Below are 20,539 nucleotides of genomic sequence, written 5' to 3'. Positions count from 1 at the left end.
GAGGAATACACGATGACACAGACAAAAGCATTGATTCATCAAACAGAACAATACGGTGCGGCGAACTATCATCCGTTGCCAATTGTGATTTCAGAGGCTGAGGGAGTGTGGGTGACTGATCCTGAGGGCAACCGCTACATGGATATGCTCAGTGCATATTCTGCAGTGAACCAAGGACATCGCCATCCCCGCATTATTGAAGCGCTTAAAACACAAGCTGACCGCGTGACACTCACATCAAGGGCCTTCCATAATGATCAGCTTGGCCCATGGTATGAGAAGATTTGCAAATTAACGAATAAAGAGATGGCATTGCCGATGAATACGGGTGCCGAGGCTGTGGAAACGGCGATAAAGGCAGCGAGACGATGGGGCTATGATGTCAAGGGAATCGAAGAGAATCGGGCAGAAATCATTGCATGTACCGGGAATTTTCATGGTCGTACAATGACGGCTGTGTCACTTTCTTCGGAAGCAGAATATCAAAGAGGTTTCGGTCCGATGCTTCCAGGCATAAAGCTCATCCCTTATGGAGATATTGAGGCGTTACGCGAAGCGATCACTCCGCAAACAGCAGCTTTTCTCTTTGAACCGATTCAAGGAGAAGCGGGCATTGTCATGCCGCCTGAGGGCTTTATAAAAGAGGCAAAAGCGATCTGTGAGAAGGAACATGTGTTATTGATCGCAGATGAAATTCAAGTGGGATTAGCGCGGACTGGCAAGATGTTTGCATGCGACTGGGAAGACATTGAGCCGGATATGCTGATTCTTGGTAAAGCACTTGGCGGTGGGGTATTCCCGATCTCATGTGTTGTCGCAAACCGTGATATTTTAGGTGTATTTAATCCAGGGTCTCACGGGTCTACCTTCGGCGGGAATCCTCTTGCGTGCGCAGTATCACTTGCTGCACTAGATGTTTTAATCGACGAGAAGCTTGCCGAGCGCTCATTGGAGCTTGGGCAATATTTCAAAGACAAACTATCACGCATTCAAAGTCCTGTGATTAAGGAAGTACGCGGGCGTGGACTATTTATTGGGATGGAACTGACTGAGGCAGCTAGACCTTATTGTGAGAAGCTCAAGCAAGCAGGGCTGTTATGCAAAGAAACCCATGAGACAGTGATTCGATTTGCACCGCCGCTTACTATTTCAAAAGAAGACTTGGATTGGGCAATTGCTCATATCCAAGCGTTATTTCAAGCATAAATGATCAAGGGAGAAGCCTTCAAATTCTCCCTTTCTCTTTCAATGAACGGCGAATTTTGTCAAAGGTTGATGAATAGAAGAGTGAAAGTGGGGAAGCGGATTTGAAGCCAGAACAGCATAATGAACTAGAGCGTTCCATGAAAAGCAGACATCTTTTTATGATTGCCTTAGGTGGGGTCATCGGAACAGGCCTTTTCCTTGGATCAGGACTCATTATTCATCAGGCAGGCCCAGGGGGAGCCATTCTTTCGTTTATCATTGGCGGGTTGCTCATGTATTTGGTCATGCTCTGTCTTGGTGAATTAGCAGTGGCGATGCCGACAGCTGGTTCCTTTCAGGAGTATGCAACCAAATATATAGGTCCGTCCACAGGCTTTATGATCGGCTGGCTTTATTGGTTTAGCTGGGCATGTACAATTGGACTGGAGTTTACGTCAGCAGGCATTTTGCTCCAAAGGTGGTTTCCTGATATCCCAGTTTGGCTTTGGTGTCTTGCCTTTAGCGTCATCTTATTTTCCATCAATGCCATCTCAGCTCGCAGCTTTGCTGAAACCGAGTTTTGGTTTTCAGCCATCAAGGTTGCTGCGATCTTATTGTTTATTATCATTGGAATTGGCGCAATTTTCGGAATGATTCATTTGAAAGGCGGGGAACCTGCCCCTCTATTTCGCCATTTGACGGATCATGGCGGACTTTTTCCTAATGGTGTTTTTGCGATTTTATTAACCATGGTCACAGTCAATTTCTCCTTTCAAGGAACAGAGCTTGTAGGGATTGCAGCAGGGGAGAGTGAAAATCCAGAAAAAACACTCCCACGCTCTATTCGGAATATTATTTGGCGGACGATGGTCTTTTTTGTTTTATCGATTGCGGTTCTTGCAGCGCTTCTGCCATGGCAGACCGCCGGCGCGGTGGATAGTCCGTTTGTTGTGGTGTTGGACAAGGTCGGCATACCATACGCTGCAGATATCATGAATTTTATTATCATTACAGCCGTCTTATCTGTAGCGAACTCTGGATTATATGCATCATCACGTATGCTTTGGGCGCTTTCAAAAGACGGGAAAGGACCTGTTTTCACGAAAAAATTATCCAAACGTAAAATCCCGATCAATGCCTTATTGGTGACAATGGGTGTATCCGCTCTATCACTGCTCACGAGTGTTGTAGCACCAAAAACGGTATATGTCTGGCTCATATCCATTTCGGGTATGGTGCTTGTCGTGGTTTGGATGTCGATTTGTTTATCCCAATACTTCTTTAGGAGACAATTCATAAAAGAGGGCGGAGATGTAAAGGATCTTGTCTTCCGAACGCCTTTTTATCCATTTGTGCCATTAGCAGGCTTTATCGCATTTGGCATTGTTCTTATCAGTTTATTCTTTATTGAGGATCAGCGGATTGGTCTTTATTGCGGAGTTCCATTTATGGCCGCCTGCTATATCATTTATTACCTCAAGATTAAACCGAAGGAAGATGCGAAACGGTTTAATGAAGAGAAAGAAACGATACCGAAAACATAAGCAGGCGGCTTTTGACCGCCTGCACCTTTTCAAAGACAAATGCATTCAATATAGAAGAAAATAAATAGTTTGAAAAAAATAAAATAGCGGAAAGCTAGATGACAAGCAGGTTATCGGTCAAAATGTGTCTATTTTTTGTCTAAATGTGTTTGTAAGAGTTGAAAATGCAAGATTATCCTGTTAAAATAATTAAAGAAAGCAGGGATTGATTTTTTTTGGCTGTGGCGGGACGTTTTTTGTCACAGTGGGACGTTTTTAGTCCAACGTGAAAAGAAAGGGTCGTTAGCCATGAATCGTTTATTGGAAGCTCAAAAAAAATTATTACCAGATCTTCTCACAGTTATGCAAAAGCGCTACGACATTTTGCAGTACATCAGATTAGCTGAACCAATTGGTCGCAGAAGTCTTGCGACAAGTCTTGGTCTGAGTGAACGTATCTTAAGAGCTGAAGTTCAGTTCTTAAAGGAACAAAATCTGCTGGATGTCAAAACGAGCGGTATGATGCTGACGACTGAAGGTCATGCTTTGCTTGAAATGCTTGAAGGAATGATGAAGGACGTTTTAGGTTTAACCTTTTTGGAAAATACATTAAAGAGGAAATTAGGCCTGGAAGAAGTCATCATTGTTTCTGGTGACAGCGATGAATCCCCGTGGGTGAAGCAAGAAATGGGAAGAGCTGCTGTCCAATGTATGAAAAAAAGGTTTACTGGAAATAATATCGTCGCCGTCACTGGCGGAACGACGATGGAAGCTGTTGCCGAAATGATGACCCCTGATGCCAAAAACAGAGACATGATGTTTGTCCCTGCGAGAGGCGGTCTTGGGGAGAATGTAAAAAATCAGGCAAACACCATTTGTGCCCACATGGCTGAAAAAGCTTCCGGTACTTACAAACTGCTGTTTGTTCCAGGACAGCTGTCAGAAGGTGCTTACTCTTCCATTATTGAAGAGCCGTCTGTCAAAGAAGTGCTTCAAACAATTAAATCATCCACGATGCTTATTCATGGAATCGGTGAAGCAAAAACAATGGCGATGAGACGAAACACACCCGCTGAAGATTTAAAAAAGATTGATGAGCATGACGCAGTGACAGAGGCCTTTGGCTATTACTTTAATCGTGATGGTGAGGTCGTCCACAAAGTGCACTCCGTCGGCATGCAGCTAGATGATTTAGAAAGCATTCCACACATCATTGCTGTTGCAGGTGGATCATCAAAGGCTGGGGCCATTGAAGCTTATTTCAAAAAACCCCGCCGAACGGTTCTCGTCACAGACGAAGGAGCCGCAAAAGAGTTATTAAGGGAGTCAATAGATCCCTCAATATAAAACATTGTGACCTATAAAAGGAGGAAACATCATGGCAGTAAAAGTCGGTATTAACGGATTTGGACGTATTGGACGTAACGTATTTCGTGCAGCATTAAACAATCCTGAAGTTGAGGTAGTAGCGGTTAACGATCTAACAGACGCTAACATGCTTGCACACCTTTTACAATATGACTCTGTTCACGGAAAACTAGATGCAGAGGTTTCTGTAGACGGTACGAACTTAGTAGTGAACGGTAAAACAATCGAAGTATCAGCTGAGCGTGACCCTGCGAAATTAAGCTGGGGTAAACAAGGCGTAGAAATCGTTGTTGAATCTACTGGATTCTTCACAAAACGTGCAGACGCTGCTAAACACTTAGAAGCTGGCGCTAAAAAAGTCATCATCTCTGCTCCTGCTAACGAAGAAGATATCACAATCGTTATGGGTGTAAACGAAGACAAATACGATGCAGCTAGCCACGATGTCATCTCTAATGCATCTTGTACAACAAACTGCTTAGCTCCATTTGCAAAAGTACTTAACGATAAATTTGGTATCAAACGCGGTATGATGACAACTGTTCACTCATACACAAATGACCAACAAATTCTTGATCTTCCGCACAAAGACTACCGTCGTGCTCGTGCAGCTGCGGAAAACATCATCCCAACTTCTACAGGTGCTGCGAAAGCTGTTTCACTTGTATTGCCTGAACTTAAAGGTAAATTAAACGGTGGCGCTATGCGTGTTCCAACACCTAACGTTTCTTTAGTTGATCTTGTTGCTGAATTAAATCAAGATGTGACAGCTGAAGACGTAAATGCAGCACTTAAAGAAGCGGCTGAAGGAGAACTTAAAGGAATCCTTGGCTACAGCGAAGAGCCATTAGTATCTGGTGACTACAATGGTAATGCAAACTCTTCAACAATCGATGCTCTTTCTACAATGGTAATGGAAGGCAGCATGGTGAAAGTCATTTCTTGGTACGATAACGAGAGTGGATATTCTCACCGCGTTGTTGACCTTGCAGCTTACATTGCAAAACAAGGTCTTTAATTTCTCACACTGAAGGAACTCACTTGGTTCTTTCCTAGAGACACGATATAATGAAGACGGACAAGGGAAGGGGAAGCATCCCTTTCCCTTTTTCTCTGTATTTATCCGTTCTGCACGATTTCTCGTTTTGATGAGGGCAAAATGGGAAAAGGATAAAGAGAGACTTGTCCAATGCGTAAGGAAACCAGAATAAAGGAGGATCTCCTGACGAGCATGAATAAGAAATCAGTAAAAGACATTGACGTAAAAGGTAAAGTTGTGTTCTGCCGCGTAGATTTTAACGTTCCAATGAAGGACGGAAAAGTGACGGATGATACTCGTATTCGCGCAGCATTACCAACGATTGAGTATTTAACAGGACAAGGCGCAAAGGTACTACTAGCTAGTCATTTGGGTCGTCCGAAAGGTCAAGTTACTGAAGAACTGCGTCTGACACCTGTAGCAAAACGTCTGCAAGAGCTTCTTGGACAAGAAGTGAAAAAAGCAGATGAAGCTTACGGCGACAACGTGAAAAAGCAAATCTCTGACTTAAAAGAAGGAGATGTGCTAGTGCTTGAAAACGTTCGTTTCTATCCTGGTGAAGAAAAGAACGATCCTGAATTATCAAAAGCGTTTGCTGATTTAGCCGATGTGTATGTCAATGATGCGTTCGGTGCTGCACACCGTGCACATGCATCCACAGCTGGTATTGCAGCTTATCTTCCGGCTGTTTCAGGCTTCCTCATGCAAAAAGAGCTTGAGGTTCTAGGAAAAGCCATTTCAAACCCTGATCGCCCATTTACAGCGATTATCGGTGGCGCAAAAGTAAAGGATAAAATCGGTGTGATTGAAAGTCTTCTTGATAAAGTGGACAACCTGATCATCGGCGGCGGGCTTGCTTATACATTTGTCAAAGCACTTGGCCACGAAGTAGGGAAATCTCTATTAGAAGAAGACAAAGTAGATTTAGCGAAATCCTTTATGGACCGTGCAAAAGAAAAAGGCGTGAACTTCCTGATTCCAATAGATGTTCTGGTAGCCGACGACTTTTCAAATGATGCGAATACAAGCATTGTGCCAATCTCTGAAATTCCAAGTGATCTAGAAGCACTTGATATTGGAATAGAGACAAGAGAGAAGTATGCTGATGTTATTAAAAACAGCAAACTTGTTGTCTGGAACGGACCAATGGGTGTATTTGAAATCGATGCATTCGCTAAAGGAACAAAAGCAATCGCAGAAGCACTGGCAGAAGCAAAAGATACATATTCTGTCATTGGTGGTGGAGATTCAGCAGCTGCTGTTGAGAAATTTGGTCTTGCCGATCAGATGAGCCATATTTCTACAGGCGGCGGCGCCTCACTTGAATTTATGGAAGGCAAAGAACTTCCAGGTGTGACTGCATTAAACGATAAATAAGACCAAAACTGCTATAAGGAAGTGTCAATCATGAGAAAACCAATTATAGCTGGGAACTGGAAGATGAACAAAACACTTGGTGAAGCTGTAAGCTTCGTTGAAGAAGTCAAGTCATCTATTCCATCTCCTGACAAAGTGGAATCTATTGTCTGTGCACCAGCCCTTTTCCTTGAAAAGCTGAACAGCCTTTCTAACGGAACAGACCTTAAAATTGGTGCGCAAAACATGCACTTTGAAGAAAACGGTGCATTCACTGGTGAAATCAGCCCTGCTGCGCTTAAAGATCTTGGCATCGGCTACTCAGTGATCGGTCATTCAGAGCGCCGCGAATTTTTCGCTGAAACAGATGAAACAGTGAACAAAAAAGCACATGCTGCATTCAAGCATGGCATCGTTCCAATCATCTGTGTAGGTGAAACGCTTGAAGAGCGTGAAGCAGGCAAAACAAACGAACTTGTCGCTGATCAAGTGAAAAAAGCACTAGCTGGTTTAACGAAGCAGCAAGTCGCTGAATCTGTGATTGCCTATGAGCCAATCTGGGCGATCGGTACAGGTAAATCTTCTACAGCGAAAGATGCAAACGATGTTTGTGCGCACATTCGCCAAACGGTTGCAAGCGAATTTGGTCAAGAAGCGGCAGACAGCCTTCGCATTCAATATGGCGGAAGCGTGAAACCTGCGAATATTAAAGAATATATGGCAGAATCCGATATTGACGGTGCTTTGGTAGGCGGCGCAAGCTTAGAACCTCAGTCTTTCGTTCAATTATTGGAGGAAGGTCAATATGAGTAAGAAACCAGCTGCATTAATCATCTTAGATGGATTCGGTTTAAGAGGCGAAACAGTCGGTAACGCTGTTGCCCAAGCAAAGAAACCGAACTTCGACCGCTATTGGAACGAATTCCCGCATCAAACCTTAACGGCTTCAGGTGAGGCAGTGGGTCTCCCAGAAGGTCAAATGGGGAACTCTGAAGTTGGGCATTTGAACATCGGTGCAGGACGCATCGTGTACCAAAGCTTAACAAGAGTGAATGTGGCCATTCGTGATGGGGAATTTGAGAAAAACGAAACGTTCCTAGACGCAATGACTTATGCAAAAGAAAATGACAAGGCCCTTCATCTATTCGGTCTCTTGTCAGACGGCGGTGTGCATAGCCACATCCAGCATCTTTTTGCCTTGCTGAAACTAGCGAAAAAAGAAGGCTTAACAAAAGTATACATTCACGGCTTCTTAGACGGACGTGATGTTGGTCAGAAGACAGCGAAAGTGTACTTAAAGCAGCTTGAAGAACAAATCAAAGAAATCGGTGTCGGTGAAGTGGCAACACTTTCTGGACGCTATTACTCAATGGACCGTGACAAGCGCTGGGATCGTGTGGAGAAAGCATATCGCGCGATGGCGTATGGTGAAGGCCCAAGTTATCAAAACATCTATGATGTCGTTGATGACTCCTATGAAAATGGAATCTACGATGAGTTCGTTATTCCATCTGTCATTACGAGAGAAAATGGTGAGCCGGTAGCAAAAGTAAATGACGGCGACTCTGTGATTTTCTATAACTTCCGTCCAGACCGTGCGATTCAAATTTCAAACACATTCACAAATGAAGATTTCCGCTCGTTTGACCGCGGGGAAGCACATCCGAAGGATTTACACTTCGTCTGCTTCACACACTTCAGTGAAACGGTAGATGGCTATGTGGCTTTCAAACCAGTGAATTTGGATAACACAGTAGGAGAAGTACTTTCTCAAAATGGATTGAAGCAGCTGCGGATTGCTGAAACAGAGAAATATCCTCACGTGACGTTCTTTATGAGCGGTGGGCGTGAAGAAGAATTTCCTGGAGAAGACCGCATCTTAATCAATTCACCAGATGTCGCAACCTATGACCTCAAGCCAGAAATGAGCGCTTATGAGGTAAAGGATGCACTTGTTGCAGACATCAATGCGGACAAGCATGATGCGATCATTCTGAACTTTGCTAACCCAGATATGGTGGGTCATTCAGGTATGCTTGAGCCAACAATTAAAGCCATTGAAGCAGTAGATGAGTGCTTAGGAGCTGTAGTCGACGCAATCCTAGCAAAAGGCGGACATGCCATCATCACGGCAGACCACGGTAACGCAGACGTGCTCATTACCGAAGAAGGAAAGCCGCATACGGCACATACGACAAACCCTGTTCCAGTCATTGTAACGAAAAAAGGGGCGACGCTTAGAGAAGGCGGCATTTTAGCCGATCTATCTCCAACGCTTTTAGACTTACTTGGTCTTGAAAAACCAAAAGAGATGACAGGAACATCATTGATTCAAAAATAACAAATTGATTCAAAAGGAGAGAAATAACGATGCCATACATTGTTGACGTATATGCACGCGAAGTATTAGACTCTCGCGGTAACCCAACAGTTGAAGTAGAAGTTTACACAGAATCTGGCGGCTTTGGCCGTGCACTAGTACCAAGTGGTGCGTCTACTGGTGAATATGAAGCAGTAGAACTACGTGACGGAGACAAAGACCGTTACCTTGGAAAAGGTGTTCTGACAGCTGTAAACAACGTAAATGAAATCATTGCACCAGAGCTTTTAGGCTTTGATGTCACTGAACAAGTCGCAATTGACAAAATGTTAATCGAGCTTGACGGAACGGAAAACAAAGGGAAATTAGGCGCAAACGCAATCCTTGGCGTATCTATCGCTGTAGCACGTGCGGCTGCTGATTTCTTACAAATTCCACTTTACCAATACCTTGGTGGATTCAACTCCAAAACGCTTCCAGTACCGATGATGAACATCGTCAACGGTGGAGAGCATGCGGATAACAACGTAGACATTCAAGAATTCATGATTATGCCTGTAGGTGCTCCAAACTTCCGTGAAGCACTTCGCATGGGCGCTCAAATCTTCCATAGCCTGAAATCTGTATTAAGCGCAAAAGGCTTAAACACAGCTGTAGGTGACGAAGGTGGATTTGCTCCAAACCTTGGTTCTAACGAAGAAGCACTTCAAACAATCGTAGAAGCGATTGAAAAAGCTGGTTTCAAACCAGGTGAAGAAGTGAAACTTGCGATGGATGCTGCATCTTCTGAGTTCTACAACAAAGAAGACGGTAAATATCATTTATCAGGCGAAGGTGTTGTGAAAACATCTGCTGAAATGGTTGACTGGTATGAAGATATGGTATCGAAATACCCAATCATCTCGATCGAAGACGGCCTTGATGAAAACGACTGGGAAGGTCACAAACTATTAACTGAGCGTCTTGGCAGCAAAGTTCAGCTAGTAGGCGACGACTTGTTCGTAACAAATACGAAGAAGCTTTCTGAAGGAATCAAAAACGGCGTTGGTAACTCAATCCTCATCAAAGTAAACCAAATCGGTACATTAACTGAAACATTTGATGCAATCGAAATGGCGAAACGTGCAGGCTATACAGCTGTTATCTCTCACCGTTCTGGTGAAACAGAAGACAGCACAATTGCAGACATTGCAGTTGCAACAAACGCTGGACAAATCAAAACAGGTGCTCCGTCTCGTACGGACCGTGTGGCGAAATACAACCAATTACTTCGCATCGAAGATCAATTGGCTGAAACAGCTCAATACCACGGCATTGCTACATTCTACAACTTGAATAAGTAATGTAAAGTAACGCGCTGCGTGCGCTCTTTTGAAAAGAGCGTATCGCAGCGCTTTTTTTATGTTGAAATAAAGACGCAAAGCTAGCTCAAGCGAATAGGCTCTGCTTCCTTTGTCATATCCTATTTTTGTAAAAAATCATCCTTCAGTCAGAGGAGAAACGATGAGCTTGACGATTTATAAGCAATAAATCATGAAAACTCTTCTAAAAATATGATCTGAATTGAACTTATGCTATTTGCATGGGGGTGGTATCATTTTACATATATTAGGGGGTGATGAGATGCTGAATCCTTTTAGCCTTCGTTTTCCAGTAGGCGTGTACATGTATGTCCTTCACCTACTGGCGGCATATGATGAAAGGAAGCAACGAATTCTAACTTCTAAGAACGTACAGAAAAATGCATTTTGGATTTATGTCCTTGCCGCTATCTTAGGCATTGTGACAGTTGCCGCTTTGATTTGGGCATGCAAAACATTTGGAAAAGGCTCGAAATTTTTAGGAGAGTTCAAGTTTTTAGGCCTGTATATTAAAATCAAATGCGGCTTCTAACAAATGGTGAGAACAGATGCGGGGTCATCTGTTCTATCTGAAATAAATGGAGGGACATGATGCTGACATTACACTTAACAGAAAAAACGTATAGCCGCACCTTTTCTCTCCGCGATATTCAGTTAAATGTGGAGAAAGGACGTATGCTTCTGCTTTTGGGGCATAATGGTGCAGGAAAGACCACGATGATTCAGTCTATGTTTGGACTAACACCATTTACGGGGTTTGTCTCTTTACATGGTAAACAGCTGAATTTTCAATCCTCAGCACATATCTCCTTTTTGAAAGAACATGTTTCCTATATTCCTGATGATCATGCTTTGTTTGATTATTTAACGCCGAGAGAATATTTTCATTTACTCCAGCTTCCAGACAAACGAAATGGACCTCGAGAAGAGGCCTTCGTCGATCTTTTTGAGCTGAGACCTTATATGGATCAGCCAATTGCCCAGTTGTCTCATGGCAATCAAAAGAAAACACAAATCATTTCCCAGCTCCTTAGGCCTTGTGATTATTATGTATTCGACGAGCCTACAAATGGACTTGATCCAGATATGATGATCATCTTAAAAAAGGTGCTCATGAAGCTGAGAGATCAAGGTGCAGGCATTCTCATTTCTACCCATCATTTAGGTTTTGGTGAGACATTGTATGATCACCTTATGATCTTAAGAAACGGTGATATCAAGCTGGATATGTCACGTCAAGAAACAAACAAAACATTCCCTCATCAAGCACTTGAGGATATTTATAAAGAAGTGAATCAAGATTACTATATGCAGGTGGAGAGGTTGCTCAATGACTTGGACACGACACGTTCTTCATAAAATAGAATGGGGCATGCTCACAACGAAAATCAAGCAGCTCGGCAAAAAATATCCTTTGCAGCTTCTCGCCGCAGCCGTTTTTATGTTGCTGATCTACGCCATATACGTTGTCATGAGCCTGCGTTTTTTTATGCAAGTAGGGGAGAGCGAACCAGTTGCTTTATACCTTCAATTTGTGAAAATGACCCTGCTGCTTTTGGGAGCAGGTATTGTCTTTTCCCGTCATAAAATGAAGCGTCAAGAGTATCAGTTCTTCTTTTTGAATAGTGCGATGCAAAGTGTCTCATTTGTCCTTTGTGTGTATTTCTTTCCAGTGCTGTTTTGTTTCATCATGCTTGGTCTGCTTTTTTTACCCATCCTATTAGGACTGATCATTAGCGGCGTTACACTATCTTTGTATTGGATCATTGTGGTAGGGATCACTTGCTGTGGATTGGCGCTCTATACGCTCGCTTCTTGGATGCTGATACGAATTGGTGTGAGCCATTTTATATCAAAAACAAAAGAGCATTTACTGCTGCAAGCGCTCGGATTTGTGACGCTCGGAGCTTTCGTGTTTCTCCTTTTTCAAAAAGCGGTTGAGATGATTCACGTATGGCCGTCTATCTATCTTGTATTTCTGATGATCTTTCTATGTGCAGGGTGGTTTTGGCTGAAAGGCTTGGCGGCTTGTTATGTCAATCGGATGTTTTTGCAGCTAAAGGTAGAGGTGAAGTCGTTTTCTTACCAAAAAATCAGATCGGATTCTTCATTTTTCACACATCTGCGGCAGGAGCTTGTTTATTTTAGCCGATCAGCTGTGTTTAAAGAACAAGGTATTTTGTTCCTGTTTCTTGTCTGTTTCACGATAGGTCTCCCATTCATCTTTACTCCGGCAGAGACTGGCTGGCTGTATGCTTTTATTGTGCAGTTTGCCTTAAAGGAGATCCTTATTATGCTTCCTCTGATGATTGGCAGGGAATATCATCTCCATCAGCGAGCCATTTTTATGTTAAATACATCAAAGGGTGCCTATTTATTATCAAGAATTTTATTTTATTACACAATGAATATATTGATTTATTTTGTCTATATCTGGCTTGCTTATTTCATGATAGGGGTCGAAAGTGAAGGGCACGGTTTGGCGAGTTTGTCCATTTTATTGATCACTGTCATGGCGGCATGTGTCGGGTTTGTCGTGAAGATTAGTGAATTTAATAAACTGTTTGTGATCGTGATGATGATTGCTGTGTTCAGTATGTTGGATATGCTTTTAGTCCAGTGGCTTTCAGCAAATATCCAGCTGCTCTCAACTGCCTATATGGCTTGTTCAGCCGCATTCTTCATCTTCATATATGCTGCCATGCTAAAGAGGCCGATTGTGCGATGATGACGCTTTTATTTTGCTTAATAGCAGTTGTGCTCATTCATGAACTCGGTCATATCCTGATGGTGATGGTGTGCAACAAAATTCAAAAAAGACCCATCTTTGATTATGTGGTGATGATCGATTGGAAGCACGTGTCGATTGTTCATGAGAAATTTTCACGGCCGGGTTTTAATGTGATGGTGGCACTTGCAGGTCCTGTGTTTCCAGTGATCTGCTCGGGTGTGCTTTTCTTCATGTGGGGGCATCCATTGACGCATCCATTGCTGCTTTTTTCTTTATTAAATACAGTGATGCTGCATCCAGCTTGCCCAGACGGGAAAAATATCATCACCAGTTTAAAAGAGATGAAAGGAGAGAACTAAATGGTTAAAGTATTTCATTCGTTTTCTAGCGGCTTAACGCTTGCGATGCTTTATGTGTTTGCTGTGTTTATGACGCCAGTATTTTTAATGCTGCTAGAGGTTCATCATGTTGAATCAAGTCCAACTCTCTTTGGTATGCCATTTTATATCATGAAAATTGAACAGTATCAATTCAGCTCAGAGGCAACGCTCTTTGGGTGCGTGGTCTGTTTTTTAGCGGGTGCCGCTCTCTACTTCTTGATTCAATATGTGATTCATGCAGTGAAAAAAAGCAGAACATAAAAAAAGCAGGCTGAATGAAGTCAGTCTGCTTGAAGAACGAGTGACAACCGCACCATATCCATACATTGAATACCGTTCTCATAAATCGGTTCATCATAGTGTTTCAGAAAGAAATCGTGATCGATAGACGCCATGCGAAAACCGCATTTTTGATAAAGGGCGAGCTGCTGAATACTAGAGTTGCCTGTGCCAATTTCAATTGTATGAAAGCCAGCTGCCTTGGCTTCTGAAATAGCATGGCGGATCAGCTGCTTCCCAATTCCTCTACCTTGCCATGACTCCTTCACGGCGACATTCATGATTTCCACTGTCTGCTGAGACAGAGGCGTCAGAACATACACACCAATCATGTCCTGTTTATGAAAAGCAACATAACAAGAACCAGATTGTACATAGGCAAGGACTTTTTCAGTTGAAGGGTCAGCTAATAGTAAAAGATCCATAGGAACAGATTGATCATGAGACAATGGCCGAATCTGTATCAAATCATTTCATCCTCTCTATTCTTTGATATACCCTTGTTTAACACCCCAATCATATTGATCCTGCACCCATTGAGAAGGAGGATGATGGGTGACATTTGGGTCCTTTTTGACAGTTGCTTTCCTAGTCGTTTGTGCTGCCTGCTTATTCGCTTGAGCCGTTTCCAGTTCTTTTTGAAGCTGGTCTATTTTCAATTCAAGCGCTTTACGCTGTTTGATTTCTTTTTGATGCGCCTTCTTTTCTTTCTTCAGCTTGTTTGTGACGGTGGACAATTCCTTTTTTTGACCATCCATTTCATCTTTCATATCCGTTCCTTCTGACTTTAATTGTGTCAGCTGCTCATTATTCTTTCTCATTTCTTGCTGGTGTTTATTCTCTGATGCGGTGAGCGACTGCTGCTGCCACACAATCCAGCCAGTTGCACCTAGGATGATCACAGACAAGACAATGATCGTGATGTTTTTTTTCATGTTCTATTCCCCTTTCGTTAAACCTCTATTATCATCGGTTAAAACAAACCAGGTTTTAACAGAACAAGGGAATATTCGCATCAGATTAGCAGACACTATGAAAAAAGGAGGGTGTCTGTTGATTTCCTTTATGATTCATGTCATTGTGTCACTATTTGCTGTCTCAAATCCCATTGGAAACGTGCCTCTTTTCATCACTTTAACAGAAGGCTACTCAGAAAAAGAACGATCCCAGACGGCCAAAAAAGCGATTGTTGTGTCTTTTATAATTTTGATTGCCTTTCTTTTGGCAGGCAGGCTCATTTTCAAATTGTTTGGCATTGATATCCATGCACTCCGTATCGCCGGAGGTATTTTTATTTTTGGTATCGCTTACAATTTGCTAAATGCAAAAGAATCACATGTTCAAAACCCTCATTCGGATGAAAAGGCAGAGAGCAAAGAGAAGGCTGATGTTTCGGTGACCCCACTCGCCATTCCGATCATTGCCGGACCTGGTACAATTGCGACCGTCATGAGCTTAACCCCAGGAAGCCACCAAGTAACGCTTCATCTGCTTGCGATTCTTATTGGCATTGTGGTCGTACTTGCCATGACCTATTATGCATTTCATTATTCGAGTTTCATTATGCGAAAAATGGGGAAAACAGAGATGAATGTCGTGACACGATTAATGGGATTGATTTTAGCTGTTGTGGCAGTAGAGATGATTGGCGCAGGGATCAAAGGGATGTTCCCAATGCTGATGTCATAAGTGTATATAAAAAAGCTGTTTTTTTCTACAAAATTGTAAAATAAAACAGCTTTTTTAAGGTTTTGGCACATGTTGAAATACTTCTTCACTTTCAAAGAACTCAATTAAACGGCTAATCCAGTCATAATAATCGAGACTTTCCTTGATTTCTGAAAGAAGAAGATTGATTTTATCTACTGTTTCTTCTGGCAGGTCATCTTGTTCAAGCAGCTCCAGCAATTCCTTGCATGTCTTCTTATGTGCCTTGCGATTTTTGCTGACAACACGTGACCAATTGGCTGCAAACAATGAAATAAAAGTTTGATATTGATCTTGCTCAACGTCATATAAATCTTTGCGTATTCCTTTTTCATAAACCTTTTCAGCAATATTCAGATCAAGCATTTCTCGAACGACTTGACTCATTCTTGTTTTGCTCATGCCGGTCGCCTCTGAGAGCTCACCGAGCGTCATTGGTTTACGGTTCATATGAATGATACCAAGCACTCTACCCACTGTGGCAGAAAGACCAAAGGCATTCATGTTCTCGGCAGCTTTTTCAATATAATGATCCTGTGCTTTTTGAATGGCGCCTAACGCTTGCTTGTCCATTCCCCGCTTCATCCCTTCACGACTGACAATTTGTAACACAATATATCATATACCTGTTTGTTGATGAAAACAATAAATATTGAGTATTTGCTCGTAAGTTGGAGGAAAAAGGAGGGATCGCTACATATCAGACCGTTAACTGAAAATTTTAAATAAATCTTATGCAATACAAACACATTGTAAACTTTTTATTTTATAAAGTTTGCACTATAATAAATAAGGTGTAAATTTTCTGAAAATATATATCCGACTAATTGGAGGTGTCTCATTTGCTGAAACTAGAGAATGTATCTAAGACGTATAAAGGCGGAAAAAAAGCTGTCAAAAATATTGATTTAGAAATAGCAAAAGGAGAATTTATTTGTTTTATTGGACCGAGTGGCTGTGGTAAAACGACAACCATGAAGATGATTAACCGACTGATTGAACCTTCCTCAGGAAACATATTGATCGAGGGAGAAAACATTATGAAAAAAGATCCAGTCCAATTAAGAAGAGAAATTGGTTATGTGATTCAGCAAATTGGACTTTTCCCTCATATGACCATCGCACAAAACATTTCCCTTGTGCCGAAGCTGCTGAAGTGGCCGGAAGAAAAACGAAAAGAACGAGCGCGTGAATTGCTCAAACTCGTCGACATGGGGCCGGAATACTTAGAGCGTTACCCTCATGAACTCAGTGGAGGGCAGCAGCAGCGTATCGGCGTTCTTCGCGCACTCGCAGCAGAACCCCCTTTAATCCTGATGGATGAACCATTTGGAGCACTTGACCCGATCACACGAGATTCATTGCAGGAAGAATTTAAGAAACTGCAAAAAACGTTAAATAAAACAATCGTATTTGTCACACATGACATGGATGAAGCGATTAAACTTGCAGACCGCATTGTCATTTTAAAAGATGGAGAGATTGTCCAAGTGGGCACGCCAGATGACATTTTACGTAACCCTGCGAACGAATTCGTAGAAGAATTCATCGGGAAAGAACGTTTGCTTCAGTCAAATCCGAATATGGAACGTGTGGAACAAATGATGAACACGTCTCCAGTCACCATTACCGTCGAAAAAACATTGACAGATGCCATCTTTATTATGAGAGAAAAGCGGGTTGATTCCCTGCTTGTCGTTGATGAAGATCACGTGCTAAAAGGCTATATCGACATTGAAACCATCGATGCAAATCGCAGAAAAGCAGCCTTCGTTGGCGATATTTTAAATACAGAATTTTATACAGTACAAGAAGGAGCGCTTCTTAGAGATACTGTCCGAAAGATCTTAATACGCGGCATTAAATATGTACCGGTTGTCGATGCAAAAGGGCACTTAAAAGGCATCGTCACACGTGCAAGTCTTGTAGATGTCGTATATGACTCTATTTGGGGAGAAGATACCCCGGAGGCTGTCACTGAAATGAACTAAGGGAGGTGTACACATGGATCAAATCATCGATTTTCTTGAGAAAAATGGTGGGGAACTCCTCACAAAAATGTGGGAGCATTTATACATTTCTTTAATTGCCGTTGTGTTAGGCATTATCGTGGCCGTTCCTTTAGGCGTCATTCTTACACGAATGAAAAGAGGCGCCGGTTTTGTCATCGGCATCGTGAATATCTTTCAAACACTCCCTAGTTTAGCGATTCTTGCATTTTTTATTCCTATTTTGGGAGTTGGAAAAATACCTGCGATCGTTGCGCTATTTTTCTATTCCGTTTTGCCTATTTTAAGAAATACGTATGCCGGTGTTCAAGGTGTGAACAAAAACTTGCTTGAATCTGGTAAAGGGATTGGCATGACGACATGGGAACAAATTCGTCTTGTGGAACTACCGCTTGCTGTTCCGGTCATTATGGCAGGTGTCAGAACCTCAACGATTTATTTAATTGGGTGGACAACACTTGCTGCTTTTATCGGTGGAGGCGGTCTTGGTGACTACATTTTAATTGGGCTTCAGCTTTACCAGCCGGAATACATTATTGCGGGTGCAATCCCTGTCACTATTTTAGCGGTCATCATTGACCTTACATTGATGAAGCTTGAGAAAAAAGTAACACCAGAAGGCTTAAAAGGATTGAAGGAAGTTTCATAAGGAGTTGGCTCATGTGAAGAATCGAAAAACAAAATGGATCAGTGCACTGCTTGCCGGATGCTTGCTATTCATAAGTGGCTGTTCACTTCCTGGACTAGCCGGCTCTTCAGGGAGCACGCTGCGAATCGGTGCACAAAACTTTACAGAATCAGAAATTATGGCCTATATGGTGGGAGACATCATTGAGCATTACACAGATAAAAAGACAACCATTGTGAAGAATTTAGGCTCAAATACGGTGCAGCAAAAAGCAATGGAAAACGGGGATGTCGACATTTCAGCAACACGATATACAGGCACGGATTTAACAAGTACGCTAGGAATGGATGCAGAAAAAGATCCAAAGCGTGCAATGGAAATCGTCCAGAAAGAATTCAAAAAACGCTATGATTACAAATGGTTTGATTCCTATGGGTTTGATAATACGTATGCCTTTGCTGTGACGCAGAAGATGGCGAAGGAAAACAACCTAGAAACAGTCTCTGATTTAAAAAAGAATGCCAAAAATTATCGCTTCGGTGTGGATAATATTTGGCTGAAAAAGAAAGGTGACGGTTACGAAGGGTTTGTGAAAACATACGGAATTGAATTTGGAAGCACTTTTCCGATGCAGATCGGTCTAGTCTATGACGCATTGAAAAATGAAAAAATGGATATTGTGCTTGCCTATTCAACAGATGGCCGGATCAAAGCGTATAATCTCAAAATCTTAAAAGATGATAAACGATTCTTCCCACCATACGATGCATCACCAGTTGTCCCTGAGAAGGTATTAAAAGAAAATCCAGGACTGGACAAGGTGATCAACAGGTTGATTGGAAAAATCGATACCGAACAAATGCAAGAGCTCAATTATCAAGTCGATGGAGAACTAAAAGAACCAGCGACTGTTGCGAGAGATTTTCTAAAGAAACACAATTACTTTGAGTAAGATTGGGAGGTGTCAGAGCTGATGGACACACTACAGCAATTATGGGCGTATTATCAACAGAACGGTTCATATGTGTTAGAAGAATTTTACCGGCATTTCCTCATGTCAGCGTATGGGGTATTGTTTGCGGCAATTGTCGGAATACCAGTCGGCATCTTTGTGGCGCATTACCGCAAATTGAGCAATTGGGTGTTCGCAATAACCAATGTCATTCAAACCATTCCAGCGTTAGCGATGCTTTCTGTGTTGATGCTTGTATTAGGACTTGGTGCAAATACAGTCATCTTATCACTCTTTTTATATTCGCTTCTGCCGATTATCCGTAACACGTACACAGGTATTGTCAGCATTGAGCATGCCTATTTAGAATCGGGGAAAGCGATGGGCATGACGAAATGGCAAGTGCTGAGAATGGTTGAATTACCGCTTGCTTTATCTGTCATTATGGCTGGTTTAAGAACCGCACTTGTGATCGCAATCGGTATTACAGCGATTGGGACATTTGTTGGTGCTGGAGGACTTGGTGATATTATCATCAGAGGATCAAACGCGACAAACGGAACAGCCATTATTTTAGCAGGTGCTATTCCAACTGCGCTCATGGCCATTATTGCTGACCTTGTCATGGGCTGGCTTGAACGCTATTTAAGCCCAACCAACAAGAAAAAAGAAAGCAAGGCATTAGCTGAAAAAAACATGACGTCCGCATAAATGCTTGAAAAGACAAAACCTCCTCTACATCTGTAGGGGAGGTTTTTTTATCATGATTAGGCGGCTCACATCAGAAGACATTTATGATTCAAGTGTGATCCATTCAGAGGACCACTTCGCAATTTCCTCAAAAACGGGTGCAAGTGAGCGCCCCATATCAGTTAATGAATACTCAATACGCACGGGTGTTTCAGCAAAAACCTCCCGTTTTACAATGCCTGCTGCTTCCAGCTCTTTTAATCTCTCAGATAAAACCCTTCCGCTTAAATTGGTCAGAGCTGCTTCGATTTCACTAAAGCGCTGCGAACCTGAGAGAAGCTGAAAAACAATCAGTGCCACCCAACGTTTACTTAATAACTCAACTGCTTTTTCAAACCGCGGGCACATATCAGATTGATTCATCTTTCTTCACTCCAATCTGAACCCATTATACCGTAATTCTGTCAAAAATCGGCGCAAAAAGCTTGTCAATGATCAAAACATTTTACGATGACGAACGGTTGTTTAGTAGAAATAATAAATAGCGGTTTAAATCCTCTATTTCATGTTTAGAAAGGGTGGACCATATGTCCCCATTAAATATTTCAAGATCATCAAGTTCATATTGCTCTGCTGCTTCTTTTATTTGGGTAAAAGCCGTTTCTTCTTCCTTTATGACATAGGCAGAAGATGCTTCTTCAATATACCCTGCAGCCTGCATCATGTCCTCATAAGGTACTTTTAATGCACTTGCTAGTTTTTTAATTGTAGGAGGTTTCGGAATGCCGCGTTTCCCGTTTTCAATCCGAGAAATACCAGCAGCGCTGACCTCTGAATACATCGCTAATTGGTTCACCGATAGTTTCCTTTTCTCACGTAATGCTCTTAAATATGCACCGAAGTTCATCAACTCAAAACCTCACATGGTTAAAGATTAGTTATCTCTAGTGTACTCGATTTGTTGACTATTGGCAATAAGTGTACCATGAAAATATTGACATTAGTTAATGG

General features: G+C 42.2%; 23 protein-coding genes. 18 read left to right on the top strand and 5 right to left on the bottom strand.

The window, feature by feature from the left end; all coding sequences use genetic code 11:
- Positions 1-12: 12 nt before the first annotated feature.
- From MHI58_RS16425 to MHI58_RS16365, 13 genes are all read left to right on the top strand, one after another.
- Positions 13-1,206: an ornithine--oxo-acid transaminase gene (locus MHI58_RS16425; RefSeq protein WP_045034035.1), complete on the top strand. Its 1,194-nt coding sequence runs from the start codon at positions 13-15 to the stop codon at positions 1,204-1,206.
- Between the two features lie 101 nt (positions 1,207-1,307).
- Positions 1,308-2,729: an amino acid permease gene (locus MHI58_RS16420; RefSeq protein WP_082055547.1), complete on the top strand. Its 1,422-nt coding sequence runs from the start codon at positions 1,308-1,310 to the stop codon at positions 2,727-2,729.
- Between the two features lie 288 nt (positions 2,730-3,017).
- Positions 3,018-4,055 (top strand): sugar-binding transcriptional regulator, encoded by a 1,038-nt coding sequence (locus MHI58_RS16415; RefSeq protein ID WP_008347711.1) that lies wholly within the window; start codon positions 3,018-3,020, stop codon positions 4,053-4,055.
- A 31-nt stretch (positions 4,056-4,086) separates the two neighbouring features.
- Positions 4,087-5,094, top strand: a complete 1,008-nt coding sequence (gene gap / locus MHI58_RS16410) for a type I glyceraldehyde-3-phosphate dehydrogenase (RefSeq protein WP_007500174.1) — start codon at positions 4,087-4,089, stop codon at positions 5,092-5,094.
- A gap of 213 nt (positions 5,095-5,307) precedes the next feature.
- Positions 5,308-6,492, top strand: coding sequence for a phosphoglycerate kinase (pgk, locus tag MHI58_RS16405; protein ID WP_045034036.1), 1,185 nt, complete (start codon positions 5,308-5,310; stop codon positions 6,490-6,492).
- A 30-nt stretch (positions 6,493-6,522) separates the two neighbouring features.
- Positions 6,523-7,284 carry a triose-phosphate isomerase gene (gene tpiA, locus MHI58_RS16400; protein WP_017359213.1) on the top strand — a complete coding sequence of 254 codons (762 nt, stop codon included), beginning with the start codon at positions 6,523-6,525 and terminating at the stop codon, positions 7,282-7,284.
- The gene (gpmI, locus tag MHI58_RS16395; RefSeq protein ID WP_017359214.1) at positions 7,277-8,812 is read left to right on the top strand and encodes a 2,3-bisphosphoglycerate-independent phosphoglycerate mutase; all 1,536 of its coding nucleotides are present in this window, start codon (positions 7,277-7,279) and stop codon (positions 8,810-8,812) included. Before tpiA ends, gpmI begins: the two co-directional genes overlap by 8 nt.
- A 29-nt stretch (positions 8,813-8,841) precedes the next feature.
- Entirely contained in the window at positions 8,842-10,134 is a 1,293-nt protein-coding gene (eno, locus tag MHI58_RS16390; protein ID WP_003212752.1) for a phosphopyruvate hydratase, read from the top strand.
- Positions 10,135-10,414: 280 nt separating this feature from the next.
- On the top strand, positions 10,415-10,684 hold the full coding sequence (locus MHI58_RS16385) for a hypothetical protein (protein ID WP_039169204.1): 270 nt from the start codon (positions 10,415-10,417) through the stop codon (positions 10,682-10,684).
- A 59-nt stretch (positions 10,685-10,743) separates the two neighbouring features.
- On the top strand, positions 10,744-11,511 hold the full coding sequence (locus MHI58_RS16380) for an ATP-binding cassette domain-containing protein (protein WP_045034037.1): 768 nt from the start codon (positions 10,744-10,746) through the stop codon (positions 11,509-11,511).
- Positions 11,483-12,880 carry a hypothetical protein gene (locus MHI58_RS16375; protein WP_045034038.1) on the top strand — a complete coding sequence of 466 codons (1,398 nt, stop codon included), beginning with the start codon at positions 11,483-11,485 and terminating at the stop codon, positions 12,878-12,880. Before MHI58_RS16380 ends, MHI58_RS16375 begins: the two co-directional genes overlap by 29 nt.
- The gene (locus tag MHI58_RS16370; RefSeq protein ID WP_045034039.1) at positions 12,877-13,242 is read left to right on the top strand and encodes a hypothetical protein; all 366 of its coding nucleotides are present in this window, start codon (positions 12,877-12,879) and stop codon (positions 13,240-13,242) included. The genes MHI58_RS16375 and MHI58_RS16370 overlap by 4 nt, the downstream gene beginning before the upstream one ends.
- Positions 13,243-13,524 (top strand): hypothetical protein, encoded by a 282-nt coding sequence (locus MHI58_RS16365; RefSeq protein WP_008347692.1) that lies wholly within the window; start codon positions 13,243-13,245, stop codon positions 13,522-13,524.
- A gap of 20 nt (positions 13,525-13,544) precedes the next feature.
- On the opposite strand, the gene MHI58_RS16360 is transcribed toward MHI58_RS16365, so the two are convergent.
- Both MHI58_RS16360 and MHI58_RS16355 read right to left on the bottom strand, forming a co-directional pair.
- Positions 13,545-14,009 carry a GNAT family N-acetyltransferase gene (locus MHI58_RS16360; RefSeq protein WP_017359218.1) on the bottom strand — a complete coding sequence of 155 codons (465 nt, stop codon included), beginning with the start codon at positions 14,007-14,009 and terminating at the stop codon, positions 13,545-13,547.
- A 15-nt stretch (positions 14,010-14,024) separates the two neighbouring features.
- Positions 14,025-14,477 (bottom strand): hypothetical protein, encoded by a 453-nt coding sequence (locus MHI58_RS16355; protein WP_045034040.1) that lies wholly within the window; start codon positions 14,475-14,477, stop codon positions 14,025-14,027.
- A gap of 118 nt (positions 14,478-14,595) precedes the next feature.
- On the opposite strand from MHI58_RS16355, the gene MHI58_RS16350 reads away from it, so the two are divergent.
- Positions 14,596-15,231 (top strand): MarC family protein, encoded by a 636-nt coding sequence (locus MHI58_RS16350; protein WP_045034071.1) that lies wholly within the window; start codon positions 14,596-14,598, stop codon positions 15,229-15,231.
- A 54-nt stretch (positions 15,232-15,285) separates the two neighbouring features.
- Here the strand turns inward: MHI58_RS16350 and MHI58_RS16345 are convergent, their stop codons facing one another.
- Positions 15,286-15,822: a GbsR/MarR family transcriptional regulator gene (locus MHI58_RS16345; RefSeq protein WP_017359221.1), complete on the bottom strand. Its 537-nt coding sequence runs from the start codon at positions 15,820-15,822 to the stop codon at positions 15,286-15,288.
- Positions 15,823-16,091: 269 nt separating this feature from the next.
- Here MHI58_RS16345 and MHI58_RS16340 point away from each other — a divergent pair, with 269 nt between their 5' ends.
- From MHI58_RS16340 to MHI58_RS16325, 4 genes are read left to right on the top strand one after another with little or no spacing between them, the layout of a single operon-like run.
- Entirely contained in the window at positions 16,092-17,240 is a 1,149-nt protein-coding gene (locus MHI58_RS16340; RefSeq protein WP_045034041.1) for a betaine/proline/choline family ABC transporter ATP-binding protein, read from the top strand.
- 13 nt (positions 17,241-17,253) lie between these two features.
- Positions 17,254-17,907, top strand: a complete 654-nt coding sequence (locus tag MHI58_RS16335; protein ID WP_024719832.1) for an ABC transporter permease — start codon at positions 17,254-17,256, stop codon at positions 17,905-17,907.
- 13 nt (positions 17,908-17,920) lie between these two features.
- Positions 17,921-18,838: an osmoprotectant ABC transporter substrate-binding protein gene (locus MHI58_RS16330; protein WP_008347678.1), complete on the top strand. Its 918-nt coding sequence runs from the start codon at positions 17,921-17,923 to the stop codon at positions 18,836-18,838.
- A 21-nt stretch (positions 18,839-18,859) separates the two neighbouring features.
- Positions 18,860-19,549, top strand: coding sequence for an ABC transporter permease (locus MHI58_RS16325; protein WP_008347676.1), 690 nt, complete (start codon positions 18,860-18,862; stop codon positions 19,547-19,549).
- An 81-nt stretch (positions 19,550-19,630) separates the two neighbouring features.
- Here MHI58_RS16325 and MHI58_RS16320 read toward each other — a convergent pair whose 3' ends face one another.
- Both MHI58_RS16320 and MHI58_RS16315 read right to left on the bottom strand, forming a co-directional pair.
- On the bottom strand, positions 19,631-19,951 hold the full coding sequence (locus MHI58_RS16320; RefSeq protein WP_007500199.1) for a helix-turn-helix domain-containing protein: 321 nt from the start codon (positions 19,949-19,951) through the stop codon (positions 19,631-19,633).
- Between the two features lie 82 nt (positions 19,952-20,033).
- The gene (locus MHI58_RS16315) at positions 20,034-20,435 is read right to left on the bottom strand and encodes a helix-turn-helix domain-containing protein (RefSeq protein WP_045034042.1); all 402 of its coding nucleotides are present in this window, start codon (positions 20,433-20,435) and stop codon (positions 20,034-20,036) included.
- Positions 20,436-20,539: the final 104 nt, after the last annotated feature.

The sequence above is a fragment of the Bacillus sp. FSL K6-2869 genome, from assembly GCF_040869405.1.
GTDB classification, from domain to species: domain Bacteria; phylum Bacillota; class Bacilli; order Bacillales; family Bacillaceae; genus Bacillus; species Bacillus altitudinis.
Note: the sequence above shows the minus strand (reverse complement) of the source record. Positions and strands in the feature narration are given on the sequence as shown.